Raw genomic sequence first — 23,222 nt, forward strand, 5'->3', positions numbered from 1 at the left:
TTACCGGACCCGCCGCAAGCTCCGGCTAATCGGCCCTCACGGTGATTTCGTCCATCACAAACATTGAGGGTTTCTCATGTCTTCTGCACCGAATTGGTTTGTAGAAAAAATCCGCGACATGGTGCGCGTGCGCTATATGGCGCTTGGCGGCTATCTCGACGATACGATGATCCGGGGCGACGGCGGCGCGGGTGTCGTTAAATTCCCAGTTCTCGGCGGCCGCATTCCCATGTACCTGATTTCCCGCGCCTTGCAGGATATCGACCCCAGCGAAGTGAACATGGACACCATCACGCTGTCCCTGTCCGACTATGAAGCGGCGGCGACGTGGTTCCAGCAGGATCTGCGCAAGATGGGGCCAAGCCAGCAGGACGGCATTTCCAAGCTGTTGACCCAGGCCGTGCGCATGAAGCGCGACACCATCAAGCTGACGGCGCTCAACAATTTCGCCAATGCCACGTCTACCTTGGCCGATACGCCGTCCACCGTGGAAACCATCGGTGACGGTACGGCGAAAATCGATGTGGAATTTGCGGCCTATATTGGTGACAGCATCGCCGGTACCGGATCGGATGAGGAAGCCTTCTGCGCCATTCCGCAGGTCTGGATGACGCAATTGTGCTTCAACAAGCATTTCTCCAATGCCGATTACACCGGCCCTGCTGACCTGCCTTTTGCCAAGGCCAGCAAGATGAAGAAGAAGACATTCCAAGGCACGCATTTCGTGACGTTGCCAAACGAATATTTCAGCTTCGGCACGGGTGCTTTCGGATCTGGCTCCAATGGTCTGCCCTTCAACGGCACGGGTTATCTCGATGCCTTTGCCTGGACCAAGGATAGCATGGGCTGCGAAGTGGAATGGGATCAGGAGAATATGACCATTGATCAGGTTCCGACCCTGAAGGGTTCGCCCTGGTTGGGCAAGGTCCAGCTTTCGGCGGCGGCGGTGGGCATTCTGCCGGAAGGCGTGAAGCGCATTCGCATGCTGGCCATCAACAAGGCCGTGAAGATCAACGAATAAGCGCTAATCCTGGCTGGTTTGTCCGGCCCGGATTGCTTCTCTTCTCCATTCAACAGGAACAGGACCATGGCTCATATCAAGTATGACCTCGTCTCGGCAGGCCGCCCGGTGATGCTGAGCAATACGCGGATCATCAAGTTTTTCAACTATGCGACCGACCACACCAAGGCGGAGATGTTGACGGCTGGTTTCTTCAATGCCAGCCGGGATGACCTGACGCCGCATTCGATCATCAACGCGGTGGCCGATTGCGACGGCACACCGGAATATGTGCGGATCAAGGTGGCGACTGTGCCGGCAACCGGCAATGTCACCGTGACGGATGTGACCGGCGACACCACGGCGGACTGATCCGCCGAGCTGGCGGGGCAGATGCACTGAACAAGGGGCCGTGGCGGCTAATCTGCCACGGTCCCTTTCTGTTTCAGGTGGTTGCCATGACAATCGACAAACCGACAATCATCAATATGACGTTGGCCGATATCGGTGTTGGCCCGGTGTTTTCGGTCGATGATGGCTCAGAGTTGTCGGAAAATGTTGCTTTGGTCTGGCAACGGACCGTCGACCAAATTTTCGGTCTGCATGACTGGAGCTTTGCGCTCAAGACCTTCAAAAACCGGTTGCGGGAGGAAGAGCCTGAAAACGGCTGGCGATATGCCTTTGACTTGCCGGGCGTTCGGATCGGTAATCCGCTGAAAAACATGGAACAGGCGGGAGCCAGTCCGCGCCCGTTGCGGCAATTCACCATTGAAGAAGGCCTGCTTTATGCCAATTGCCGCGAAACGTGGTCGCTGTGCAAATTTCTGGTCTCTCCCGATATCTGGCCGCCGGATTTTCGGTCTGCCTTCGTAGTGGCGTTTGGCGGCTATCTTGCCGTGCCAATCTGGCAGGATGAGAATTTGCGCGCTGATCGATTGCAGGAGGCCTTCGGCTCGCCTTCGCAACAGGGCGGTGGCGGGTTGTTTGGCCGGTTGATGGCGCAGGACAAGACCTCCCGCCCGGTGGGTGAGCCGATGGAAGGTGACAGCCCTTTGATCAATGTGCGGCCACAAGGCGCGGGCGACGGTGGCGACACTTGGCATGGGAGGTGGTAAATGGCAGCGATCAGCGGTCCATTCAAAAGCTCGGCCAATGCCGGGCAGCTTTCCGAGGATCTGGCCGGTAAGGTCAATCTGAAACAATATTATTCCGGCGCGCTGGTCATGAAGGGGTTCGAACCCATTCCGCAATCCGGCTTTGCCAATCTGCCCGGTAGCTTTGACATTGCCGCCCTGCGCTCGGATATCCTGAAAGCCGGGGTGCTCAAGGTGCAGGTGGGCTTGTCCTACACGCTGGTGTTTACGCCCGGCTATGTCGATATCTGGCGTTATGACCGGGTGAAGGTGGCGGAAATTGCCATTGCGGCGATTACCAGCGCCATGGTGCCGGATCTCGAATTTTTCGGGGAGGCCAACACATTCGGGATTTTCCATCAGGACTTGAATAATGGCCGGGGCTATCGCCTGCTGCGCAACAGCGCCGACGATACCATTTGGACGCTGAGCGATTGGCCTTGGGAATATATCCCGGATGTGGATCTGGGTGGAACCTATGCAAAGACGGATGACGCGTGGCAGATCATGTTGCGTTGGGTGGACGATGTGACGGCGCTGACGTTGTCCATCAAGGTCGATGGACAGACGACCGGCTCGGTTTCGTTGACCAATAGTTCGGGTGCTGTTGCGGACCCTGATAGTGATACGGCTGACTGGGTTGGATTTGCCACCCGTATCCGTGATGCTATCGCGTCGCTGAGCGGGTTTGAAAGCGGCGTCACGGTTTCGGCGGATGCGAAGCAAGGCCGGTTTGCCGTCTACACAGTGGTATTCGGTGGCGTGCTTTCCGGTTCGGAATACGATTTCAGCGTGTCGGTGGTCAATACGTCCTCGGCCTCGGCCTTGCCTGTGCATACGCAGATTGGCGATACGGCGGGCGAACCGCTGATTTCGGCCTCGCGCGGCGGCTTTCGCGGCATGGGCATCTATCAGGATCGCGCCATCTACATCGCCGCCAAGGCCAAGCAGGCCTCGGTGGCAATGAGCGAGACCGGGGAATATTTCAATCTCAACATTGAGAATACGGCCGATACCGGGGCGCGGCTGGAAGCACTTCGCACCTCCAGTTCCGAAACCATCCTGCATATGCTTGACAATACCTATCTGGTGATTTTCACCGATCAGGCGGAATGGTTTGCTTCCAACCGCACGGTGGAACGCAATTCAGCGATGAACTGGGTTCGCGCTTCCGAAATCGGTTCCAAGAAGAACTGTAAGCCTGTTTCGATTGACGGAATGGTGTTTTTCGTTTCCGCGGACGGCGGTGCGCTTTACTCGGTCTCCTATGACGCTGTTTCGGAAAGCTACAATCCGACCCGGCAAAACGATCTGAGCAAGGATCTGGTCCGCAATATTGCCAACCAGACGGTGCAGCGCAAGATTGCCGGTTCGACCTCCAGCCGGATCTGGCATCGGCGCGACGATGGCCGGATGGCCTGCATCATCGTCAACAAGATGCTGGCTGACGAACAGACGATGATCGCCGCGGCGGAATGGGGCGTGCATGCCGGTGGAACGATCCTCGGCCATTGCGTTGATGGCAGCGAACAGGTTTGGGTGATGGTGAAGCGCGGGAGCGCTACCCGCCTGGAAGTGCTGGCGGAAGCCGCCGATACGGTGTTTCAGGCGACTTTGACCGTTTCGACGAATGCCAGTGGCGTGGCCTCCGGCCTCGGCGTGCTGGAAGGCAAGACCGTGTGGATTGAGGCCAATCGCAATTTCGACGGGCCTTTCACCGTCATCGGCGGGCAGATCACCACGGATTTTCCCAGCACCTCTTTGAAAGTTGGCCTTTGGGAGCCGCCGGTTTGCGAGAGCATGCCTTATGTGCGCGTCAATCAAGATGATACGGTTGTGCGGCGGCCCGGCCAGGTGAAGGCGGCTGATTTCTATGTGATCGACACCGATAGCATTGCCATCGGCGCGAATGGGAGGCCCGCCCGAAACATCCCGCTGAGCCGGATGACGGATGATCTGACCGCGCCCTGGAGTGGTTACACCGGCCATCTGATCATTGCCGGACTGAACGGGGTAAAAACTGGCCCAACATTGACCATCACACAAACGCGGCCGGGGCGGCTGCGGCTCCGCGATTATGTTCCGAAGGTCAAACTCTGATGGTGACAGCAGCACTTTCCGCATTGGGCGGGCTTTTTGGTAGTGGGACGGCGGCGGCTGGAACGGCTGGTGCTGTTGGCGGGGCGGTCGGCACTGCTGGCACTGTTGGCACTGTTGGCGGTGCGGCTGCCGGTGGGCTTTCCATCAGCTCCATTTTGCAGGGGACGGCGGGTGTGCTGAGTGCCGTCTCTGCCGTTTCCGCCGGGAATGCGCAGGCGGAAGGCTATGAGCAGGCGGCCACGGAAGCACAGTCAAACCAGCGGCTCACGACGCTGGAAGGGATATCGCGCCGAAGTTCGATCAAGCAGGCGATGGTTGATCAAGTGGGAAAACAGGATGTGGCCTATGCCGCATCGGGAACCGATCTTTCTTTCGGCACGCCAACGCAGGCGCGCAAGGAAGCCTTCCGGGAGGCGGACCTTGGCACGGCCACCCAAGTGGGAACCGAACAGACCACGCAAGCGCAGCTTTCCGACCGTGAGAGAAATTACCGGAAGATGGCCGGTAAAGCCCGGCTTGGCGGCTGGGTCAGCGCCGCCACCAGCCTGTTCAGCACCGGTTCCAGCATCAAAGCCCGAGGATATTGACCATGGCGAACAGATTGCCCCAGCCGGTCGGATACCGGCCTTTTCGTGTGCAGCCGATTTTGCAGGAAGGGGTGCTTCCCAGTCCGCGCGATGATGGCGAGCTGGAGCGTAAAGTGGCGGCTGGCCTTGCCCGGGTCGCCGATGAATTTGGGCAACAGGCTGACCGGCAAGCTGTGGCCGCTGGGCAAAAGGCGGGTGAAGCGGATGCCATGGCCGGAGCGCCGGGGGCATCGACGGTAACGGGTGATGCTGTTGCGCCAGCGCAATCCGGAACCCGTATTGCCGTTGCACCGGAAAATATTCGCGGAGTGATATCGGAAGCGGCCACCCGGCATGGTATCGATCCGAACGCATTGATGCAGATCGCATCTGTTGAAAGCGGCTTTGATCCGAATGCGAAAAACCCCAACTCTTCAGCGGGCGGCCTGTTTCAATTTATCGATGGGACGGCCAAGCAATACGGCCTTGCCGATCGGTTTGATCCGGCGCAAGCCGCCGATGCGGCGGCCCGGCTGGCGAAGGACAATTCCGCCGCGCTGAAATCGGCGCTTGGCCGCGACCCAACGTCTGGAGAGCTTTACCTTGCACACCAGCAAGGTGCGCAAGGGGCGATCAAGCTACTTTCCAATCCCGGCGCCCGTGCCGCCGATGTGGTGGGTGGCGAGGCTGTTTCCCTGAATGGCGGGGCGGACGGCATGACGGCTGGTGAATTTGCGGCCAAGTGGACTAGCAAGTTCGGATCGGGCTCCTACAAGTCCATCCCCTCCGCTTCGTCCGTTGCGCCTGTTTCCGTGACGCCTGCCGCACCGGTGAAGATTGAGCCGGGCAAAGCGGGAGCGTTTCGCCCGAAAGAGGGGGATACGCTCTATGCGCGGGCCTATAATGTTGCCGGGGAGAAGACGTATCTTCAGGAACTCAAGTTCACGATGCTGCAAGATCAGGACGCCGTGTATGACAAATACAAGGATGATCCTGCCATGCTGCAAAAGGCGATGGGGGAACTGTATCAGGCGCATGTAAACGAACATGTCTTCCCGGAAATCGAGAGCGAGTATCGCGGCTGGTTTCAGGCTGGCGCATATGAGTTGCAAAGAAAAGCGCAGGATGCGCAGCAGATCAGAGTGAAGCAACAGGACCTGGTTGATTTTCAGGGCCGCGTGCAGGATCTCGAAAACAACAAGTCCCGTGTCCTGGCGGGTATGACGTTCAATGATGATACCGGCTCGACCCAGCTTGCCGGTTTGCAGGCGCAGATCGACGATCATTATAATGCCGCTGTTGCCAAGGGGATGATGACCCCGCAACAGGCAAAGCAGGCGCGGGAGCAAAGCCATGCGGAAATGCAGGTTGGCTATTATTCCCGTCAGGCCGATGGCAAGTCCGCCGATGAAATCGCCTCCCTTCGCCAGACGATGCAGAAGGACTACAGCGATAACAAGCTGCAAGGCGTTTCTGCTGACGAATGGGAGCTGATCAACAAAAGCCTTTCGGCGCGGGAACGTGAGCAACGGTCTCAGGACCATCTTGCTGTCACGGCCCTATCGAAGCGAGGCAATGATATCGCTGCCCGTGTCATGCGTGGCCTGCCGGTCGATCCGGCGGAATATGCCAAATTTCAGATGGATGCGGGTTCCACGCCGGAAGGCGAGCAGATTTATCGTTCCACCGAACTGAAAATGCGAGTGGCCGATGCTCTGCGAAAACAGCCGATTGGCGAGGTTGAAAGCAATCTCTGGCCGCTGATGACCGCAGGTGGCCGCGCGCCAACCCCTGACGATTATGATGCGGCCACGAAAATGGTCAACTCCCAGAAGGCCGAACTGAAACAGGACCCGCTTGGCGTTGCCGAGCGGTTCGGTATCGTGCCGCAAGGATCGCAATTGCCAGACCCTGCAACGGCAAGCCCGGATGAAATGGCGGAAGCGCTGAACACCCGGATGGTCTATGCTGATGTGGCTGCCCAGCATTTTGGCGTCCAGCCTAAATATTTCCGGCCTGAGGAAGAGGCGGTGATCAAAAGCGCGATTACCTCGACGGACCCGAACCGCAACAGTTCGGCAATGAAGCAGCTCGATGTGTTTGCGGCGCGCACTGGTTTGCTGGAAACCGAAAAGACTTTCGGCAAGGATGCCACGGATCGGCTTCAGGACTGGCAGGCCCGTGTGCGGTACGCCACGCCGGAAGAGGCGCAAAAATGGCTGACAGAGCGCAATGATCCAAAATGGCAGGAACGTGTCAAGCCGCTGGTAACGAAAGGCGAGGCAGAGGCCCGCAAACTTCAGCCGGATGATGTGGTGAAGCTGTTGAATGAAAATGGGACCCTTAGCCTTTCTGTCGGCGGTCCTGTTGATCAGGCGACGCAACGGGCGATGATGAACGATTTCACCACGCTGATGGGTGAACGCTATGCGGCCTCCGGCGATGCAGACACGGCCAAAAAACAGGCCGTCGAGCGCATGCAGAAAGTGTGGGGAACGACGGCGGTGTATGGGAACACGCGTGGCCGCTTGATGCTGTACCCGCCGGAAGAGCATTATCCCACTGTTGCCGGATCTGGAAATTGGATGCGGGACGAACTGACGCAAGTTGCGCAAGAGCGCGGGTTCAAGCCGGAAAACATGGCGTTGGTTTCCGATGGAAAAACCAAAGCGGCAATAGAGCGGAATGAGCCTCCGGGCTATCTCCTGTCGAAGGTCAACCCGGATACGGGCTTGGAAGAGCTGATAACAGATGAGAAGGGCAGGCCGCTGCGGCATTTCTTCGATGTGGACGCTGCCCGGAAAAAGGCGCTGACACAAGCGGAAGAGGCGCGGCGCACGCGAAACGATCCATGGCTTGTGTTTGGAAATGGCACGGCGATTGGTCCGCTCTATCCCGGCGGTGCTGATCCGGCCGATCTGGCGGACCGCCAGCGCCGTATCCAGCAAATCCCGGCAGAACAGAAACAGCGGCTCGATACTTATGAAAAGACCCGGCAGGAATTGCCGTGGGCCGGTATCGACACTGATATCCCAGGAGGTCAATAATGCCGTCTATTCCTGATGAGTTCGTGCCGATCCGCGCCACCTCGCCGCAGGACGCACCGGCGCAGGACGATCCCGGGTTTCTCGACACGCTGAAAGCGGCGGGTGTCGAAGCGAACTGGCCGTATCGCGCTTATCGTTATCTGGAGAACCGGGCCGATGTGCAGGCGGAGCCGGACTATAATCCGTTTCCTGCCATTAAGGGTACGAAATTTGAAAATGACCCGGAGCGTTTCGCCTTTGCCCGCAATGAGGCGGAAACCCGTGCAATCATGAGCGAATGGGATGAAGATGAGAATGCTCGTGCTGTGCTGGGAAAATCCGGCTGGAGCGGCACGGTTGCCATGGTTGGCATGGGCATGCTCGATCCAACCATCATGTTGCCGATCGCCAAGGTGTTTTCCGGTGTTGCGGAAGGGGCGAATGCCTTACGGCTTGGGGCGGATGTTGCTTTGACGGGTGCGGCGTCTTCCGCCGTAGGTGAGGGCGTCATGATGGCAACCAAGCCGGATTACACTATTGGCGATGCTGCCTTGGGTGTCGGCACGGCCACTGTGCTTTCCGGCCTGCTCGGGGCAGGTGCTGGCGCGCTGCTTTCGCGGGGTGAGCGCAAGGTGCTCGAAGACAGCCTTCATGCGGACCGGGAAGCATGGGGCGCTGATATTGCCAATCCGCCATCTGTCGTTGCCCGCTCTCCCGGTGCGCAGTCCGTTGGTGCCGCCGCCGCCGATACGCGGACGTTGGAAATGGATACGCCCGGTTTCCTGAAAAAACTGCCGGATGTGACTGCCAAGGTCTCGCCGCCCCGGCGCGTGCTAAATTCTGATTTCGAGACCGCCCGCCGCGCTGTGGTCGATCTGGTTGAAACGCCTTACATCTTCAAGGAAAACAACCAGGGTATCGCTACCACGCAAGGCCCGGCGCTGGATCGGCTCGTCAAGCTCGAAACCGGGAAGACGAGGGTGGGCGTAGCGCAGAATTTCGACCGGCTTTATACTGATTATCGGTTTGGCGAGGAGGGAGCTGGTAAAATCCAGAAAGCGCTCACCGGCGCGCGCGATATGCTGGGCCGGTCAGAAGACGGAAAACTGACGTTCGCCGACTGGAAGACGGAAGTGGACCGCGCCTTGCGCAATGGCGATACTCACGACATTCCGCAGGTGGCGGAAGCGGCGCAGTATATCCGTCAGAATGTTCTGGACCCATGGCGCGACCGGGCGATTGCCGCCAAGCTGTTGCCCGAAGATATCGATGTCAAAACCGCCGATAGCTACATGATGCGCATGTGGAACAAGGAAAAGCTGATCGCCCGGCGGCCCGAGGCCAAGAAAATTTTCGCTGACTGGATTGCCGAGCGGGAAGCGAAGTCTCTTTCGGACGGTGATGATATTGTACCTCGGACGCGACAAGAGCTGGAAAGCCTTGCGGATGACATTGTAGACCGGATCGTCGGAAACCCGGATGGCCGTTTGCCTTATGATGCTGCGCGCGGTGCGCCAGCCAATGGCGTTGGTGGCACGGCGCGCGGGCCTCTGGCAGGGCGCGTGTTCATGATCCCGGATAATATGGTTGCTGATTTCATTGAAACGGATGTGCAGCATACGGTGGAAGCCTATCTGCGCACCATGGTGCCGGACGTGTTGTTGACCGAGAAATTCGGCGACGTGGATATGACTGAGACCTTTAAGAAGATCAAGGACGAGGCGGCGGCAAAACAGTCAGCGGCGATAACGGAAGGCGCGCGCACCAAGATTAAGAAGGACTATGATGCAGTTGTCACCGATCTCGCGGCGATGCGTGACCGGGTTCGTCACACCTATGGATATTCCGCCGATCCGCGCATGCGGATGATGGGCCGGGTTGCAGCAACGGCGGCGCGGTATGACATGATTACCAATCTGGGCGGCGCTGCTTTGTCCTCGCTTTCCGATCTGGCCGGGTTACAATGGCGACATGGTTTTGCCACCACCTTCAAGGATGCCTGGCGGCCAATGTTGAAAAGCCTAGCCGATCCAGAACTGCGGGCGCAGCTCGGAAAATATCGCCAGCAAATGCAGACGCTTGGTGTGGCGGCGGAAACCTATCTGGCAACCCGCACCAGCGGCATGCACGATATTCTCGATGTCTACAAACCGACGTCCCGTTTCGAGCGGGCCACATCGGTCATGGCCGATAAGTTCGGTCTTGCATCCATGCTGACGCCGTGGACGGATTTCGGCAAGTTCGCCGCTGGCATGGTGTCGGGGGCGGAGCTGTCAAAGGCGGCGGATGCCATTGCAGCCGGGGGAGGCACGGCGCGGCAAATTCGCAATCTGGCGGAAGCGGGCATTGATAATGTGATGGCGGATCGGATCGCCAAGCAACTGGCGCTCGATGGCGGTTCAGACATGGTGGACAATTTGCGGCTGCCAAATACGGCGAACTGGACGGATATCGGTGCGCGGGACGCATTCGAGGGCGCGCTTGCCCGTGATGTTGATTTGATGATCTTGACGCCCGGCGCTGAAAAGCCGCTGGTGATGAGCAACCCGGTGGCCTCGCTGGTGCTGCAATACAAAACCTTCGTGGTGGCCGCCAATGAGCGGTTGCTGGTGCGCAGCCTTCAGGCTCGTGATGCTCAGGTTTTGCAAGGGGCGGCCTCGGCCATCGTGCTGGGTATCATTGCCGAATATGCCTATTCGATCGCGGCAAACCGCGATGCGCCGAATAGCCCTTCGGATTGGATCAAGGCCGGTATCAACCGCTCCGGCATTCTCGGCTGGTATTCAGAAGGCAATTCCATTCTGGCGAAATGGACTGGCGGGGCGGCGGATGCCTACCGGCTGATCGGTGCCAATATGCCGGACGCCCGCTATATCAGCCGTTCGCCCGGCGGGGCGCTGCTGGGGCCGGTGTTCGGCAAGGCGGAAGCAACGGTGAAATCCATGTCCACCCTGCTCAATAAGGCCTTGGGCGGCGATGCGGAATGGAAGGCGTCTGACACGACGAATATGCGGCGGTTGGTGGCCGGGCAGAATTTGTTTCTGATCCGGCGCTTGCTGGTGGATAATGTCGAAGACGAGGTTGACGAATGGTTGGGTATCGAGCCGCCGCAACGTGGGACACGTTAGGGGTACCTGTAAAGCAGGTACCCCTACGCTTCCTCAAATAGTTCGACAGGAATGAAGATGCTGGCGCTGTTGGCGTTTTTCTGAAACTTGATGTGGCGGAAGCTGGTGACGCCGGGCAGGCTGCGCAGGGCGCTTGTGTGGCGGCCCTTGTCCCAGCGGGTATCCCGGAAGAGCCCGCCGGTCAAAGTCGGGTTTGTGGTCATGGCAATGCCCGGTTCGCCCTCGGTGATCGGGCGGATGCCCAGTTCGCGCAACCGCGTATCCAGCACCTCGCCCGTGTCCATCGCTTGTGCGATCAGCTCGGCCACGCATTCACCGGTCTCGATCCGATAGGCCAGAAGGTGGGCAAGGCATTCCGCCCCCGCGGCGTGGTTGGTATTCTGCAAAACCGGGATTTCCGGCACTCTTGGCAGCATGGGCAGGCTTTCCCAGAGACGGGCGGCGCGCTGCTTGCCGTGGATCAACCGGGCTTCCCGCACCATGTCGAGCGCCAGGCGCATATCCATCTGTTGGGGTGTCATGGCGGTGGTGTCGTTCGCGGGGCGGTAGCTGCCGGTTTTTCGGATCTGAGGCAGGACTTCACCTGTGACCCATCGGCGGAACCTATGTGGGAGGCTTCCCGGTGTCGTTGCCAGCCTTGACCGAACGATAATGGTATAAAGACCTCCTTCGGAAATGATAATCATCTCTTGTTCGCCGCCAAGGGTGTAAGTTGAACTTACCCCCTTTTCATCGCTATCGAGTGGTTTGATTGCCATTTTGTGATTGGTTAAGCCCAAACAATCGCAGACATCTTTGGCGACGAACCATGGTTCGCCATTTTTATCGACGACGCGGACGAGTTTTTCCTCAAAAGCGAAATTGATCATGGCATTCATTCGGCATTTTCCTGATTAAGATTACGCGCAACTTCAACCGCCAAGTCCCGCATGATCGTGATCGCGGTGTATATGCCTACGAGGTCTTCTTTTTTAATGATGGGCGTGCTGTTTACCTCGTCGCGGGTTAGTGGCATCGTGATAGCAACGTAACCGTTTACGAGTTTTCCGAGCCCATCAATTCTATGCAATTTAGCAATGGACGTATTTTTGCATTTTTGTGTCGTCGCTTTCTGTTTCTTGCTCATTGCATGGCCCTCGCATCGGCGGCGGCATAGTCGGCGCGGAACATGGCGGCGTTGGTGGTGGCGCAGGCATCCACCTTGTCCTGCAACAGATAAAACAGGGTGTTCAACTCACCAAGCAATTTGCCCAACGTCTGCTGGTCAACATGCTCCGTCAATGTCAGCCCCAGCCGGATCATGGCGCGTAGATCGACAAGCTTGTCTTCCATCGTGTGCAGCCCATTGGTCATTTGCGCGGCGCTGGCGGTTTGTTTATAGGTAGCGGCAGCCATATCGATCTCCTGGTGATCGGTTTCGGTTAGACCGCGTTTGAGGTTCCAGCCTCTTGCGCGGTCGCTTTGTTTGTGACATTAAAAACCTATAACTTTAAAAATCAGGTTGTCAATGTTAAAAACTCAAAAACCTAACCGAGGTGGTCGGCCTCCTTCGGATACAGAGGCGCTGACGCTGCGCTTGGCCGTCGATCTCCTGGCAAAGTTGGATGATTTCCGGCGAGAACAGCCGGATTTGCCTAATCGGCAGGATGCGATCCGCCGGATTTTGACCGAATATCTTTTATCCGAAAAATAGGACTCGACTCTCGGCCGTAACTTTGTGATTTTACTCGTGTTTGTCTGGGAGGGCGACGCGAGAATGAAGGATCATTTTCAACAGCAAATATATCGTCCGAAAGATCGGAGTAAATTTCCGTTTATCGGTGTCTCCATGTTGGGGAAACACGTTATTGTTCGCCATGCGTGGACGGAAAAAGAAATTGAAAGAGTGATGCGGCAATCTGAAATGGATGATCGCACCGAGATCGATATCAGAATTCAACGGGAAAGACTGCACGAGAGTGTTTCACGCCCCTTATCGGACGGCAAATGAGACTGAGAAGCGCCCTCCAAACCCACTGAACATGCCCTGCCATCCATTAGCCTTGCCTGAGATTGATTTTCAGGCGGGGCTTTTCCATGGCGCAACCTTATCCGATTTCGCGTGAGACGCGGGAAGAAGCGATTTTCTTTGGGGATGGCGGTTCGAGCTATGGGCCGTTCGGGCTGAAGATCTTCGATAGCGCCGATGTGTTGATCTACACCAAGGCCACGGGCGCAACCGTCTGGACAGAACAGGCGGTGACGATCACCAAGGCTAGCGATGAGCCTTTCGACGAATTTTCCATCGCCTTTGCCGGAGCTATTCCCAACACCACGAAAATCAAGGTGATCTCCGCGCGCGTGCATGAGCGCACGGCGGGCCTGACGCAAGGCGTGCAACTGAACCCGGATGCCCTGGAAAAGGAACTGAGTAAAGTCGGCACGATTTTGCAGGAGCTGGCGCGTGACCGTGACAGGTCGATCAAGATGGATTTCGATGCTGGTGCCGGTCTGACTGTATCCAGTGGCCTTGACGACGGCGACACGCTGATGAAAAGCGGCAACCAGCTGGTCAAGGGCGCAAATGCTGCGGACATTGCCAACGCACAAGAGAACGCAGCAATAGCAGCAGCAGCAGCGGTAGCCGCCGCGGCGTCTGCGTCTTCGATTACCGATGGCCTCGACAAGCGTGTGCGTTTCGATGCAGCGCAGAGCTTGACTGACGCGCAGTCAGCGCAAGCGAGAAGTAACATAGGCGCCGCGTTATGGGTTGGCGCACGAACTGTTTTTGATTACATGACATCGTTGCAAATCTTGGACGCTGCGGCAATGACCGGGTTGCAGGACCACACCGTTGCGGTAAATGCCGCACTTGCGGCTGGGGTCACGCGCTTTCCTGCTGGACGCTATAACTTCAGCGGCGATGTAACGTTCCCGGAAACGTCCACCGGGACAATTATCGGCGCCGGCCCCGGTGCAACGCTGTTTGTCTTTTCCTCCGGTGGCCTGAAACTCCCCTGCAAGGGGCGGCCTCCCGCCGGCTACCATTCGAAAGCGCTCCAAGGTGTGACCGTAGCTACCAAAGGCGCGGCTACGGATACAGGCGTCAAGATCTACCGGACAGACGCCGGGGTGATAGACACGTGGCTAGAGTTGACCGATGTCGTTATCATCGGCTTCGACGGTATATATGGGAGCGGATCAACTGGACCTTCGCAATTTTGGCAAACTGCTTTGGATATTCAGTCGTGCCGTTTTGTAAAGTTTAAGAACGTCATGCTTCAGGGCGGCGGCCCCGGTAAATCAACATACGGACTTCGCATTCGGGCGAATGACACGAGCGATGACGCGCAATTTGGATTTGACGCGGAAGGCTTGCGGGTAAATGGCTTCACCAAAGGCGCGTCGATCACGGGTTGGATTGAGGGAGTTTATTGGACGAACTTTGAAATCTGGGGGTGCCGTGACGCGTTTGAAGGATCGCACACGGGGACAACAGTCGGAACGTGGAAATTCCAAAACGGGCATATGAATGCGTCTCGGAATACGTTCAAGACTGATAATGTGTGCGCTATTGCGCTCGGCCTTATGTCAGTGGATCGCGGGTTTATCGAACCCGGTTACAACACCGCGTACCAAGAGGTGGGTGTAATTGGTGATGCGACAAACGGCTACCATTACGCCGGGCAATCGATCACCATATCTAACGCCAGTGCCGATGGCCAAATCCAGATCGACGCAATCACCACCTTCACAGCTTTTGCGGATACGACCAATCACGTCGAGCTAAACAACGTTACGAGGTTTACGGTCGATAACCTCATTTGTAACGGACCTGCCGTAACCGCTGCCTTGCGCCTGTCCGGGACAACAAACAAGGGGGCTTGGTCGAACCTCGTTGTGGACAAGCAAGGCGGTTCGATTGGGGCAGCGGTCAATATTGATGGCACTTGCTCTGATATCGCGGAGGGATCAGTCGTCAGCAATGCGACTACGCGCATCTATGATCCAAGCGACGTGTTGGGGAAATATAGAACCGCGTTCATTGCCTATGCCAGCACTACAATCCCTAGCGTCACCGGCGACGGGACTTTCTACACGCTACTTTTAAACACAACACAGATTAATACCGGAAGCGGGTATAACACAGCAACAGGAAAATTTGTCGCTCAAGTAACCGGACCGCATCAATTTAACCTATGCATAAAAATGACTGGCGTAACATCAGCGCATGTAGATGGAAGCCTGCTTTTAGTCACACCGGCAGGAAACCGAACATTTGAGACCAATCCATACGCGCAAGCAGCGGGCGGGGCCATGAGCTTAAATCTGTCTTGCGGCGTATATCTTATCGCGGGGGAGGAAGTTTACCCTCGGATAACTGTGAATGGCGGCACCACGAAGGTTATCAGCATGGTTGGCGGATTTGGTGCCACGATGTTTGACGGTCACCTTGTTCGTGCTTTTTAAGGTCACAGTGTGTGTGGCCAAGAGGAGCCATAGACAGCCCTACTGGGGATGCTCTTTCCTAATGGTGGAATCATGTTAATTTATTCTCCCTATGGGGGTATTTTAATGTGGAACGATCTGGAAAATTATCTTCGTGAGCTAACCCGCCTTTCGGTTTCTGCGGACGGAAAACTTCAATTCTTACTGACTGTGATTTTGCCACCGTTCGGGTTTGCTACGCTAGCGGGCTTAAGCACTGATGTTCTCAATTGGTGGCAGGCTTACGCTATCTATGTGCCAGCTTTTTTCTTTGGAGGTAACATGCTCATAAGTTCACCTTTTCGACTTTATCGTCAGCAAAAAGCTCGAATTGAACGGCTAAAATATCCGATTTCGATCAGTTTCGAGAATGATGATGAACATGTGTCAAGGAACCGGCCTGGTTACGAAAACGATCGTATAGCGCTGAAGCTGACCGTTTCGCGTCCTATGACGAACGTATCCTGCACAGTCAAATCGATCCGACGTAAAAATGATGATGGATGGGGGCGACCGCTAAACGACATTACCCAATTCACTTTGGGCTGGCCGCACGGGATAAGGTCATGGGAACGGCGAGATGTCGCCGACCAAGACTGGATTATTGTTTTCCATCACACTGCTGGAAATCTGAAAACGTTTACCAACGTTGATTTCGTCGAGTTTGAAAGCTGGAAAGATGCGTTACCAGTTGGCGAATACCAAATTGAGTTGGTGCTAGCGGCCTCAAATCTTGAGGTTGCCATTCGCAAAAATCTTTATGTGAAATGGTCGGGTAAGATAGACGACCTGGTTATCTCGATATCCGATCCTTGACGGGCGTTATTCAAGCCCCTGTTTAAAACGAACCGCATTTGACGCCATCCGCCCGGCCCTAAACTGGCTCCAGCAAATCAGGCTGGAGCTTTTTTTATGGCGGACGATTTCAAACGCAGCGTTGCGCAGGTGCTTGGTTCCGAGGGCGGATATAGCAACCGCCCGAAAAAGGATGATCCGGGCGGCGCAACCAATATGGGTGTGACGCAAGCCGTCTATGATGTTTATCGGCGGTCGATCGGTGCTGCACCGCAATCCGTCAAGTTCATTGTGCGGGCCGAAGCGGAGAGTATTTACCGTGGCCGCTACTGGGCCTTGGTGAAGGGTGATCAGTTGCCTTCTGGTGTTTCCTATGTCGTGTTAGACGGCGCGGTGAACTCCGGTGTGGCGCAAAGTGCCAAATGGTTGCAGCGGGCGCTTGGTGTGCCTGACGATGGTGTGGTTGGCCCAGCTACGATTGCCGCTGCCAAGGCGCATATCAACCATGATGCGCTGGTGGCCGAAATCATCCGCCTGCGCTTTGCCTTCATGAAAAGCTTGAAGAACTGGGAAGCCAATAAGAACGGCTGGGTGAAACGCCTCAAGCACGTGCTCGATGTCGGCCAGGCATGGGCCAGCGGCGATGTCGGCCCGGCTCCAGTCTATCATGAAAACGGTGATGCCAAAGCCCTCGTTTCCGCCGTCAAGGCCGCGCCGTCTTCTGCACCCGGTGAAGCCGCCACGGCGGTGGGCGGTGCCAGCGCCGTGCTGGCTCAGACCACCCAGCAGCTTGCGCCATTCTCCAGCATCGAACTGGTCGGCAAGATCATCGCTTTTCTGACCGTTGCCGGGGCCTTGGTGGCAATCGGCGGCATTGTCTACAGCATCTATGCCAAGCGCAAGGCCAAGGCCGTTGACGTGGCGGTGAACGGGGTGGCGGTGTGATTACCGAGGCGCTGGCCGTGCTGGCCTTCATCAAGAAGCATTGGCGGGCCGCCGCGCTCGGCGCTCTGACGGGCCTCGTCTTACTCGCCATTCTCTTTGCCTATGTCAAAGGCCGGATGGATGGCAAGGCGCTGGCGGCCGATGCGGCGAAACAAGAGCTGATCGAGCAGCTGAACGAGCGAGGAACGATCGATGGCGTTATTGAGCAGATGGATGGTGCTGGCCTGTGCCGCGCTCTCGGCCGGATGTGGAACAACGGGAAGTGTGAATGATGGCGCTGGCTATGCCGCGCTGACGCCCGCGCCGGAAACGGCCGCCTGGATCGTCAACCACGATGAACGCTTTGCCCGCCAGGTGGTGGCGCACAACATGCAGTGCGCCAAAGACGAACTTTGCAGGAAAGGGAAGTGAGATGCCTATCAAAAGATTGCAAGCCAATGCGGTGTGGAACACTGGCGTCTCCGGCCGCATTGATGCGGGATACCGGATGCTGAAATATTCGGGAAGCCTCGGCGGCGGCACACTGTCCGTGTCTTCGAAGTCTCTCGATCTTTCGCCGGTGGATAGCTTGCCGATTGAAACACCCGTGCCAAACGCCAAGCTGACCGTTTCCAAGGTGGACGGCAACAACGACGTGGTGAAGCAGCTCGTGCTTCAAACCTCGGGTGAGATTGTCGTGACGCTGGCCGGGGCAACGAACCCCGATGTGTTTCTGATCCTGGAGTAAGTCATGGACACTTCCGCCCTCATCCTGCGTGAGCTTGCGCAGATCAATCGCCGCATCGACGATGTTTCGAAGGAAGGCTCCGAGCGCGGCCGCCGGACATGGGAAAAGCTGAATGAGCAGGATGTGGCTCTGGCGCTGATCAATGTCCGTGTGGGTGCGGTGGAAGTGTCCATAACCGGCCACACCATGACCCTGCAACAATATCAGGAGCTGAAGGCCAAAGCCGCCGGAGCGGGTTGGCTCGGGCAAAAATTGCTGTGGGTTGGCGGCGGTGTTTTGGCGGCTGCCGGTTGGCTATATTCGGTCTCTGAAACGATTATTGGCGCTTTGAAATGGTTTATCGGGAAATAGACGGATAGGAACATTCCGTCGCATGTTGACACCCGCAAGCCATTGTATTAGGTCATTTCCGAAATAACTCTTAATCAGCGGGTCGTAGGTTCGAACCCTACATCACCCACCATTTCAATAACTTAGCCGGGAGTTTCTTGCGTCGTTTTACAGGTCATCTAGAGTTTTACAGTTTCATTCACGGGACGTTCCTCGCCCAATAGCGTCGATAACCTCTTGGCCGGCGAGATAATGCTTGCGGATGATCGATTCGGCGTCTTCGCGCGAGTGGCCGGATATTTCGGAAATGAGTTTTATCTTTTCGTCATGCGGCCGGTCGAGGTGCGCATAGGCGAAGGTGATCGCGGTTCCGCGCAGATCGTGAAACGTGACGCCCCTTATACCGAGCCTCGCCATTTCCTTGCGCCAAGACGCCCGAAAGCCGCTTGAAGTCCAGTTTTGCCCGAACGAGTTGACCAAAACTCTTTGGCGCTGTGCCTCTATAGCTTTACGCAGCATAGGCATCAGATCCGGCGCTGCTATCACCCGGACGCGCGCGCCAGTCTTCCCCTGCTTGATTGATAGCCGCTCGCCGTCGAAGGCGAGCGTCGGCATCGTGAGGATGTCTGCCTGTCTCTGCATCGTCCAAAGCGCCACCTTGGCCACGTCGCGGATGTGCGGCGATGCCTCGGCGAGAAGTTTGTCGATCTGGTTGGAACTCCAGATGATGTCTTTCCGGTTACCTTCGTGCAGTCGCTCCACGCGCTCGAGCGGGTTACGCATGATGTATTCGCTGTCCTTAGCCCAGACGAACAGGCGGCTGAGCAGGGCGATGTGCATATCGGCAGAGCGAGGCGAATCTTTCATCTTGTCGCGCCACGACAGAAAGCCACGGCGGCTGCCACGAGCTTCGACGGCTGCAAGCGGACAATCTCCGTACTCCAAGCGAATGACTCCGAAGATCCTCTCATAATCGCGCCTAGTTGATGGCGAGAGCGCCTTATAGCGGGCCGTTTGACGATATTCATCAATCAGCGAACTGGACTTGCCCGGAAGAAGTGGAGAGCGAATCCCTAACCTTTGATAGGATTTCGCCCTATGACGAACACGAAGAAGAATTCACCCGGCCGCCACGCCAAGTTCACAGATGCTTTCAAAGCTGAGGCTGTCCGACTTGCGCGCACCAGCGGCAGGCCGTTGCGTGCAATATCCGATGATCTTGGCGTTGGGCTCTCGACGCTTGGGAAATGGGTGAGCGCCCACAAGGAAGCCGACCTGCTTTCTGGACCACACGAAGATACTGCCAAGGAACTGGCGCGTCTTCGCAAGGAAAATGAAATTCTGCGTCAGGAGCGCGATTTATTAAAAAAAGCAGCCGCCTTCTTTGCAAAGGAAACCATGAAATGAAATTCAAGGTCATTGCGGCAGAGAAGGCCAATGTTCCTGTTCAGCGTGCCTGCACGCTTCTGGGTGTCAGTGAAAGCGGATATTACGCTTGGGACATACGCAAACCAAGCCTGCGGCAAAGGACGGACATGGTTCTTTTGGCTCATATCCGGGCTCAGTTCACCACCTCACATGAAACCTATGGAAGCCCACGCATGACGGTGGAACTGAAGGAAGACGGGGTTTGCGTCGGTCGCCACAGGGTTGCTCGCATCATGCATGACAATGGTTTGAAGGCATTGCAGAAACGCCGATTCAAGAGAACAACTGACAGCGATCACAAAGGGCCTGTTGCCCCCAATATTCTGGATCAGGACTTTGCCGCCACAGGTCCAAATCAGAAGTGGGGTGTTGACATCACCTACGTTTGGACGACGCAAGGCTGGCTCTATCTGGCCATTGTTGTCGATCTCTATTCTCGACGTATTATCGGCTGGGCCACCAGTGATCGAATGAAGCAGGACCTGGCATTGACGGCATTACGACGGGCCATAGCCATCCGCAGACCGCCGAAGGATGTCATTCACCACTCCGACCGTGGTAGTCAATATTGCGCGACCGACTACCAAAAGCTTCTGAAAGCTCACGGGTTCATCCTGTCGATGAGCGGCAAGGGCAATTGCTATGACAATTCCATGGTGGAAACCGTGTTCAAGACAATCAAGTCAGAACTGGTTTGGCGAACTGTATTCAAAACAAGGACCCAAGCTGAAATCGCCATTGGACAATACATCGACGCCTTCTATAATCCAAAAAGAAGACATTCCTCCTTGGGCTACAAAAGCCCAATTCAGTTCGAGAGCATCCCTCTCAAGCTGACACCCTGAAGAAGCCTTCGCTCTCCACTTTTTTCGGGCAAGTCCAGACCGAAGAACTTGAGTTGGATGAGCCGTGGCGAGATTTCCTTGCTGGGATTGTGAAGGTTCATCGGCTGCGGGAGGTAACTTGCTTATATGGCTTTACCCGCCTTGAACCACCTCCAACAGCTGCAGAGAGCGAGCTGGATGAAATTCAGCTCGCAGTCGACGGCGCTGATCTTGCCCGCAACGTCGAGTGGCTTCCGGCGACAGAACAGTTTGGTGAGGGCATCTTTCTCCATGTCAACCCTGAGTTTATAAGCCGCTGGCGCGGACATGCGGAAGCGGGTGATCGGGCAGTGATATTGAAGGAGGGAGAAAAGCTTGATGCGGACCGATTTATACGCCGTCTCATTGATCAAAACCCATTTGCCCACTCTCTGCGTCCGATGGACATGATGCGGCACGGCTGGCTTTCGAGCTTTCGCCAGGCATCGCAGCAGTGAGCGACGATGTCGTCGTAAGATTTGAAGATCCTGTTTGAGAGCCAGTTTTCGCGCATGAAATGCCAAAGGTTTTCGACGGGATTGAGCTCCGGCGACTTCGGCGGCAACGGCAGGATGGTGATGTTGTCGGGCACGACGAGCGTGTTGGACATGTGCCAGCCAGCCTGATCCATGATCTGGATGGCGTGCGCGCCGTCATCGACATGACGGGCGATTTCAGCCAGATGCTGGGTCATTGCGTAGGTGTCACACCATGGCATGACCAGCGCGGAGGCCTTGCCGAGCTTCGGGCAGATGGCACCGAAGATATAGGCCGATCTCGTGCGTTGATCATGCGGCGCGGACGGTCGCGTTCCGCGCTTGGCCCAACGGCGCGTGATCTTCGTTCGTCGGGCAAATGATTCACTGGATCATTTGCTTTTCCGCCTCACTCTGCCCGATCCGGGCCTCGTCCTGGAACCAAATCTCTATTCGTTTTCCTTGGGCTGCTCCGGCAACAATTTCTGCCACTGCGGCTGGGAAACTTTTTTAAAATCGTCAATGGCCTGAGGGTCCTGCGCGTGATGTTTGGGCCGGGCAGCCAGCTTGCGATAGCCCATGGCTCGTACTTCACGGCTCAGCGTTTGCTCGCTCACAGAAACGCGAAACTCTTCCCAGAGCCATTGCGCCAAATCGCACAGACGCCAGCGAACGACGCCGTCGAGATAGGGCGTCGGACCACGCTCGATGGCCTGCGCCAGCGCCACACGCTGCTGATCGTTCATCCGCGACTGCTGACCGGGAGCCTTGCCATTGATCAGGCCCTGGGGGCCGCGTTCGTTAAAGCGCAGGACCCAGTCCCGGATAATCTGGAGCGTGACATTGCCGAGGCGGGCGGCATCTGACCGCGTGCCGCCGTCATAGATCGACGCGAGCGCCAACAAGCGTCTTACCTGGGCCGCGTCCTTCGTCTGCCGCGCCAGCCGCCGGAGATGGTCTCCATCAAAATCTTCACGCAACGAAATCCCTGATCGCATCGTAAACCTCCGGTTTGCCCCAGAGATTCAGATTCACCGCGATTTGGGAAGCCCAAAGAGTCAACATCAGCAAGGCGACGTATTAGTCGACCGCCATCTCATTTAGGAATAGCCTACTGGGCTCTCCATTCGCTTTCCCATGCGCTGATGTCTGAACTTTCGCTAGAATGCGGCTACCCGCTTTCCTCTTTGAAAGAGCGGGTCTATTCGAGCGTTGCTGGACAAGCAGACCGATACGGACTGCTAATTTACACATCGGCGGCCGTAGCCAAGGCACACTTGGCGGACTCAGTGGCATGGCGCATCGTGTGGGCGAGTTGCTAAGCCGTGCGATTAAGCGCTTGGAGTTATGCTCGAACGATCCAATCTGTGCCGAGCACTCTCCAGATGGCGATCATGACGATCGACATCTTCATGGTGCAGCATGCCATGCGTGCCTGCTTATCCCGGAGACATCGTGTGAGGCCCGTAATACGCGGCTAGATCGTCGGCTTTTAGTGCCAACTGTTGTCGGTTCGCGATATGCATGTTTCGAGGTTTGTACGCATCAGACTGTTGAGGGGGGCGGATAAAAAATTGGCCCCGAAGTTTACGGAAGTGAGTAGCCCCTAAATTTGTAGAGGCCTTCTTTCCTAAAATTGAGGCAAGAAGAGTATTGAGCCGGAACCGATCCCTTTAAGGTCGCTGAGACCAGGGTGAAACCCGACCGACAATTACCAAGTCCTCTTTCGCTAATAGAGCGGAATTAACGCCCCTGGAAATCTCCCCATGCGTTAGCCATCGAGTGCCGCCGATTTTAGAATCAGTGAAGCCTAAAACCGCAATGCGATAACGTACATCCGGCCGTGTTAGAGTAAATCGCTCTTGCAAGTCAGCGATGATATCAGGTGTTGAGGGATCGAAAGAAGAACTACCTAGTACATGCAGAAATTCTTGCCGCACAAATTCACTAATTATGAATGGTGCATTGGGCGCGTTTTCCATGTGTATCCAGCAAACGCATCGGTCAAAAGGGCGGACCGCCTCCAAGGCCGTTCGTAAATCGGTTTCATTGCGATAATCAACTTGCAAATGGTAAAGGCGTTCTTTGCCTGAATTACTCGACAATTTCTCAACGGCAGCGGCATTCCGCGATAGCACCGTTATATCGTTCCCCGATCTTGCGAGATCGCCCGAAAGCTGGGCGAGCATTCCTGAACCGCCGACGATTAAATAGCGAGACATAGTATCATTTCTCTCC

General features: G+C 56.4%; 22 protein-coding genes and 1 pseudogene. 17 read left to right on the forward strand and 6 right to left on the reverse strand.

Features of this window, described 5'->3' with window-relative positions:
- Positions 1 to 76 precede the first annotated feature (76 nt).
- The 7 genes from H1Y61_RS09060 (at position 77) to H1Y61_RS09090 (ending at position 10,953) form a co-directional block, all read left to right on the forward strand.
- Positions 77 to 1,021: a phage capsid protein gene (locus H1Y61_RS09060; RefSeq protein ID WP_180572391.1), complete on the forward strand. Its 945-nt coding sequence runs from the start codon at positions 77 to 79 to the stop codon at positions 1,019 to 1,021.
- A gap of 66 nt (positions 1,022 to 1,087) precedes the next feature.
- Positions 1,088 to 1,372: a hypothetical protein gene (locus H1Y61_RS09065; RefSeq protein WP_180572392.1), complete on the forward strand. Its 285-nt coding sequence runs from the start codon at positions 1,088 to 1,090 to the stop codon at positions 1,370 to 1,372.
- Between the two features lie 86 nt (positions 1,373 to 1,458).
- Positions 1,459 to 2,115, forward strand: coding sequence for a hypothetical protein (locus tag H1Y61_RS09070; RefSeq protein WP_180572393.1), 657 nt, complete (start codon positions 1,459 to 1,461; stop codon positions 2,113 to 2,115).
- Entirely contained in the window at positions 2,116 to 4,233 is a 2,118-nt protein-coding gene (locus tag H1Y61_RS09075) for a phage tail protein (protein WP_180572394.1), read from the forward strand. It begins immediately after the preceding gene.
- A complete protein-coding gene (locus tag H1Y61_RS09080) occupies positions 4,233 to 4,820 on the forward strand; it encodes a hypothetical protein (protein ID WP_180572395.1) in 588 nt (195 codons plus the stop codon). The genes H1Y61_RS09075 and H1Y61_RS09080 overlap by 1 nt, the downstream gene beginning before the upstream one ends.
- 2 nt (positions 4,821 to 4,822) lie before the next feature.
- Positions 4,823 to 7,846, forward strand: coding sequence for a transglycosylase SLT domain-containing protein (locus H1Y61_RS27010; protein WP_322790766.1), 3,024 nt, complete (start codon positions 4,823 to 4,825; stop codon positions 7,844 to 7,846).
- Positions 7,846 to 10,953 (forward strand): hypothetical protein, encoded by a 3,108-nt coding sequence (locus H1Y61_RS09090; RefSeq protein ID WP_180572396.1) that lies wholly within the window; start codon positions 7,846 to 7,848, stop codon positions 10,951 to 10,953. The genes H1Y61_RS27010 and H1Y61_RS09090 overlap by 1 nt, the downstream gene beginning before the upstream one ends.
- Positions 10,954 to 10,976: 23 nt before the next feature.
- Here H1Y61_RS09090 and H1Y61_RS09095 read toward each other — a convergent pair whose 3' ends face one another.
- Genes H1Y61_RS09095 through H1Y61_RS09105 form a run of 3 tightly spaced genes read right to left on the reverse strand, consistent with a single transcriptional unit; the run spans position 10,977 to position 12,348 of the window.
- On the reverse strand, positions 10,977 to 11,831 hold the full coding sequence (locus H1Y61_RS09095) for a BRO-N domain-containing protein (protein ID WP_180572397.1): 855 nt from the start codon (positions 11,829 to 11,831) through the stop codon (positions 10,977 to 10,979).
- Positions 11,828 to 12,079: a hypothetical protein gene (locus tag H1Y61_RS09100; RefSeq protein ID WP_180572398.1), complete on the reverse strand. Its 252-nt coding sequence runs from the start codon at positions 12,077 to 12,079 to the stop codon at positions 11,828 to 11,830. Before H1Y61_RS09100 ends, H1Y61_RS09095 begins: the two co-directional genes overlap by 4 nt.
- Positions 12,076 to 12,348: a hypothetical protein gene (locus H1Y61_RS09105; RefSeq protein ID WP_180572399.1), complete on the reverse strand. Its 273-nt coding sequence runs from the start codon at positions 12,346 to 12,348 to the stop codon at positions 12,076 to 12,078. Before H1Y61_RS09105 ends, H1Y61_RS09100 begins: the two co-directional genes overlap by 4 nt.
- A gap of 361 nt (positions 12,349 to 12,709) precedes the next feature.
- On the opposite strand from H1Y61_RS09105, the gene H1Y61_RS09110 reads away from it, so the two are divergent.
- The 8 genes from H1Y61_RS09110 (at position 12,710) to H1Y61_RS09145 (ending at position 18,238) form a co-directional block, all read left to right on the forward strand.
- Entirely contained in the window at positions 12,710 to 12,943 is a 234-nt protein-coding gene (locus H1Y61_RS09110; RefSeq protein ID WP_180572400.1) for a hypothetical protein, read from the forward strand.
- Between the two features lie 86 nt (positions 12,944 to 13,029).
- The gene (locus tag H1Y61_RS09115) at positions 13,030 to 15,402 is read left to right on the forward strand and encodes a C1q-like domain-containing protein (protein WP_180572401.1); all 2,373 of its coding nucleotides are present in this window, start codon (positions 13,030 to 13,032) and stop codon (positions 15,400 to 15,402) included.
- Between the two features lie 72 nt (positions 15,403 to 15,474).
- Complete coding sequence (locus tag H1Y61_RS09120) at positions 15,475 to 16,236, forward strand: hypothetical protein (protein ID WP_180572402.1); 762 nt, start codon at positions 15,475 to 15,477, stop codon at positions 16,234 to 16,236.
- A 96-nt stretch (positions 16,237 to 16,332) separates the two neighbouring features.
- Positions 16,333 to 17,160, forward strand: a complete 828-nt coding sequence (locus H1Y61_RS09125) for a glycoside hydrolase family 108 protein (protein ID WP_180572403.1) — start codon at positions 16,333 to 16,335, stop codon at positions 17,158 to 17,160.
- The gene (locus H1Y61_RS09130) at positions 17,157 to 17,432 is read left to right on the forward strand and encodes a hypothetical protein (protein ID WP_180572404.1); all 276 of its coding nucleotides are present in this window, start codon (positions 17,157 to 17,159) and stop codon (positions 17,430 to 17,432) included. Before H1Y61_RS09125 ends, H1Y61_RS09130 begins: the two co-directional genes overlap by 4 nt.
- Positions 17,425 to 17,571, forward strand: a complete 147-nt coding sequence (locus H1Y61_RS09135; RefSeq protein ID WP_235680672.1) for a hypothetical protein — start codon at positions 17,425 to 17,427, stop codon at positions 17,569 to 17,571. Before H1Y61_RS09130 ends, H1Y61_RS09135 begins: the two co-directional genes overlap by 8 nt.
- 1 nt (position 17,572) lies before the next feature.
- Positions 17,573 to 17,887, forward strand: coding sequence for a hypothetical protein (locus H1Y61_RS09140; RefSeq protein ID WP_156597326.1), 315 nt, complete (start codon positions 17,573 to 17,575; stop codon positions 17,885 to 17,887).
- 3 nt (positions 17,888 to 17,890) lie between these two features.
- Positions 17,891 to 18,238 (forward strand): hypothetical protein, encoded by a 348-nt coding sequence (locus H1Y61_RS09145; RefSeq protein ID WP_180572406.1) that lies wholly within the window; start codon positions 17,891 to 17,893, stop codon positions 18,236 to 18,238.
- 174 nt (positions 18,239 to 18,412) lie between these two features.
- Here H1Y61_RS09145 and H1Y61_RS09150 read toward each other — a convergent pair whose 3' ends face one another.
- Positions 18,413 to 19,162 (reverse strand): tyrosine-type recombinase/integrase, encoded by a 750-nt coding sequence (locus H1Y61_RS09150; RefSeq protein ID WP_235680673.1) that lies wholly within the window; start codon positions 19,160 to 19,162, stop codon positions 18,413 to 18,415.
- A 153-nt stretch (positions 19,163 to 19,315) separates the two neighbouring features.
- Here H1Y61_RS09150 and H1Y61_RS09155 point away from each other — a divergent pair.
- Positions 19,316 to 20,490 (forward strand): IS3 family transposase gene (locus tag H1Y61_RS09155; RefSeq protein WP_235680674.1). Its coding sequence is split into 2 segments (ribosomal slippage): positions 19,316 to 19,592 and positions 19,592 to 20,490, totalling 1,176 coding nucleotides; the frame shifts between segments, so codons are not numbered across the junction.
- Between the two features lie 53 nt (positions 20,491 to 20,543).
- Positions 20,544 to 20,966, forward strand: a complete 423-nt coding sequence (locus H1Y61_RS09160; protein WP_180572324.1) for a hypothetical protein — start codon at positions 20,544 to 20,546, stop codon at positions 20,964 to 20,966.
- Here the strand turns inward: H1Y61_RS09160 and H1Y61_RS09165 are convergent.
- Both H1Y61_RS09165 and H1Y61_RS09170 read right to left on the reverse strand, forming a co-directional pair.
- Positions 20,879 to 21,982, reverse strand: a pseudogene (locus tag H1Y61_RS09165) (IS630 family transposase). The gene H1Y61_RS09160 and the pseudogene H1Y61_RS09165 overlap by 88 nt on opposite strands.
- Positions 21,983 to 22,657: 675 nt before the next feature.
- Positions 22,658 to 23,206 (reverse strand): Rossmann-fold NAD(P)-binding domain-containing protein, encoded by a 549-nt coding sequence (locus H1Y61_RS09170; RefSeq protein WP_180572407.1) that lies wholly within the window; start codon positions 23,204 to 23,206, stop codon positions 22,658 to 22,660.
- Between the last annotated feature and the right edge of the window lie 16 nt (positions 23,207 to 23,222).

It is taken from the genome of Agrobacterium vitis (genome assembly GCF_013426735.1).
GTDB classification, from domain to species: domain Bacteria; phylum Pseudomonadota; class Alphaproteobacteria; order Rhizobiales; family Rhizobiaceae; genus Allorhizobium; species Allorhizobium vitis_D.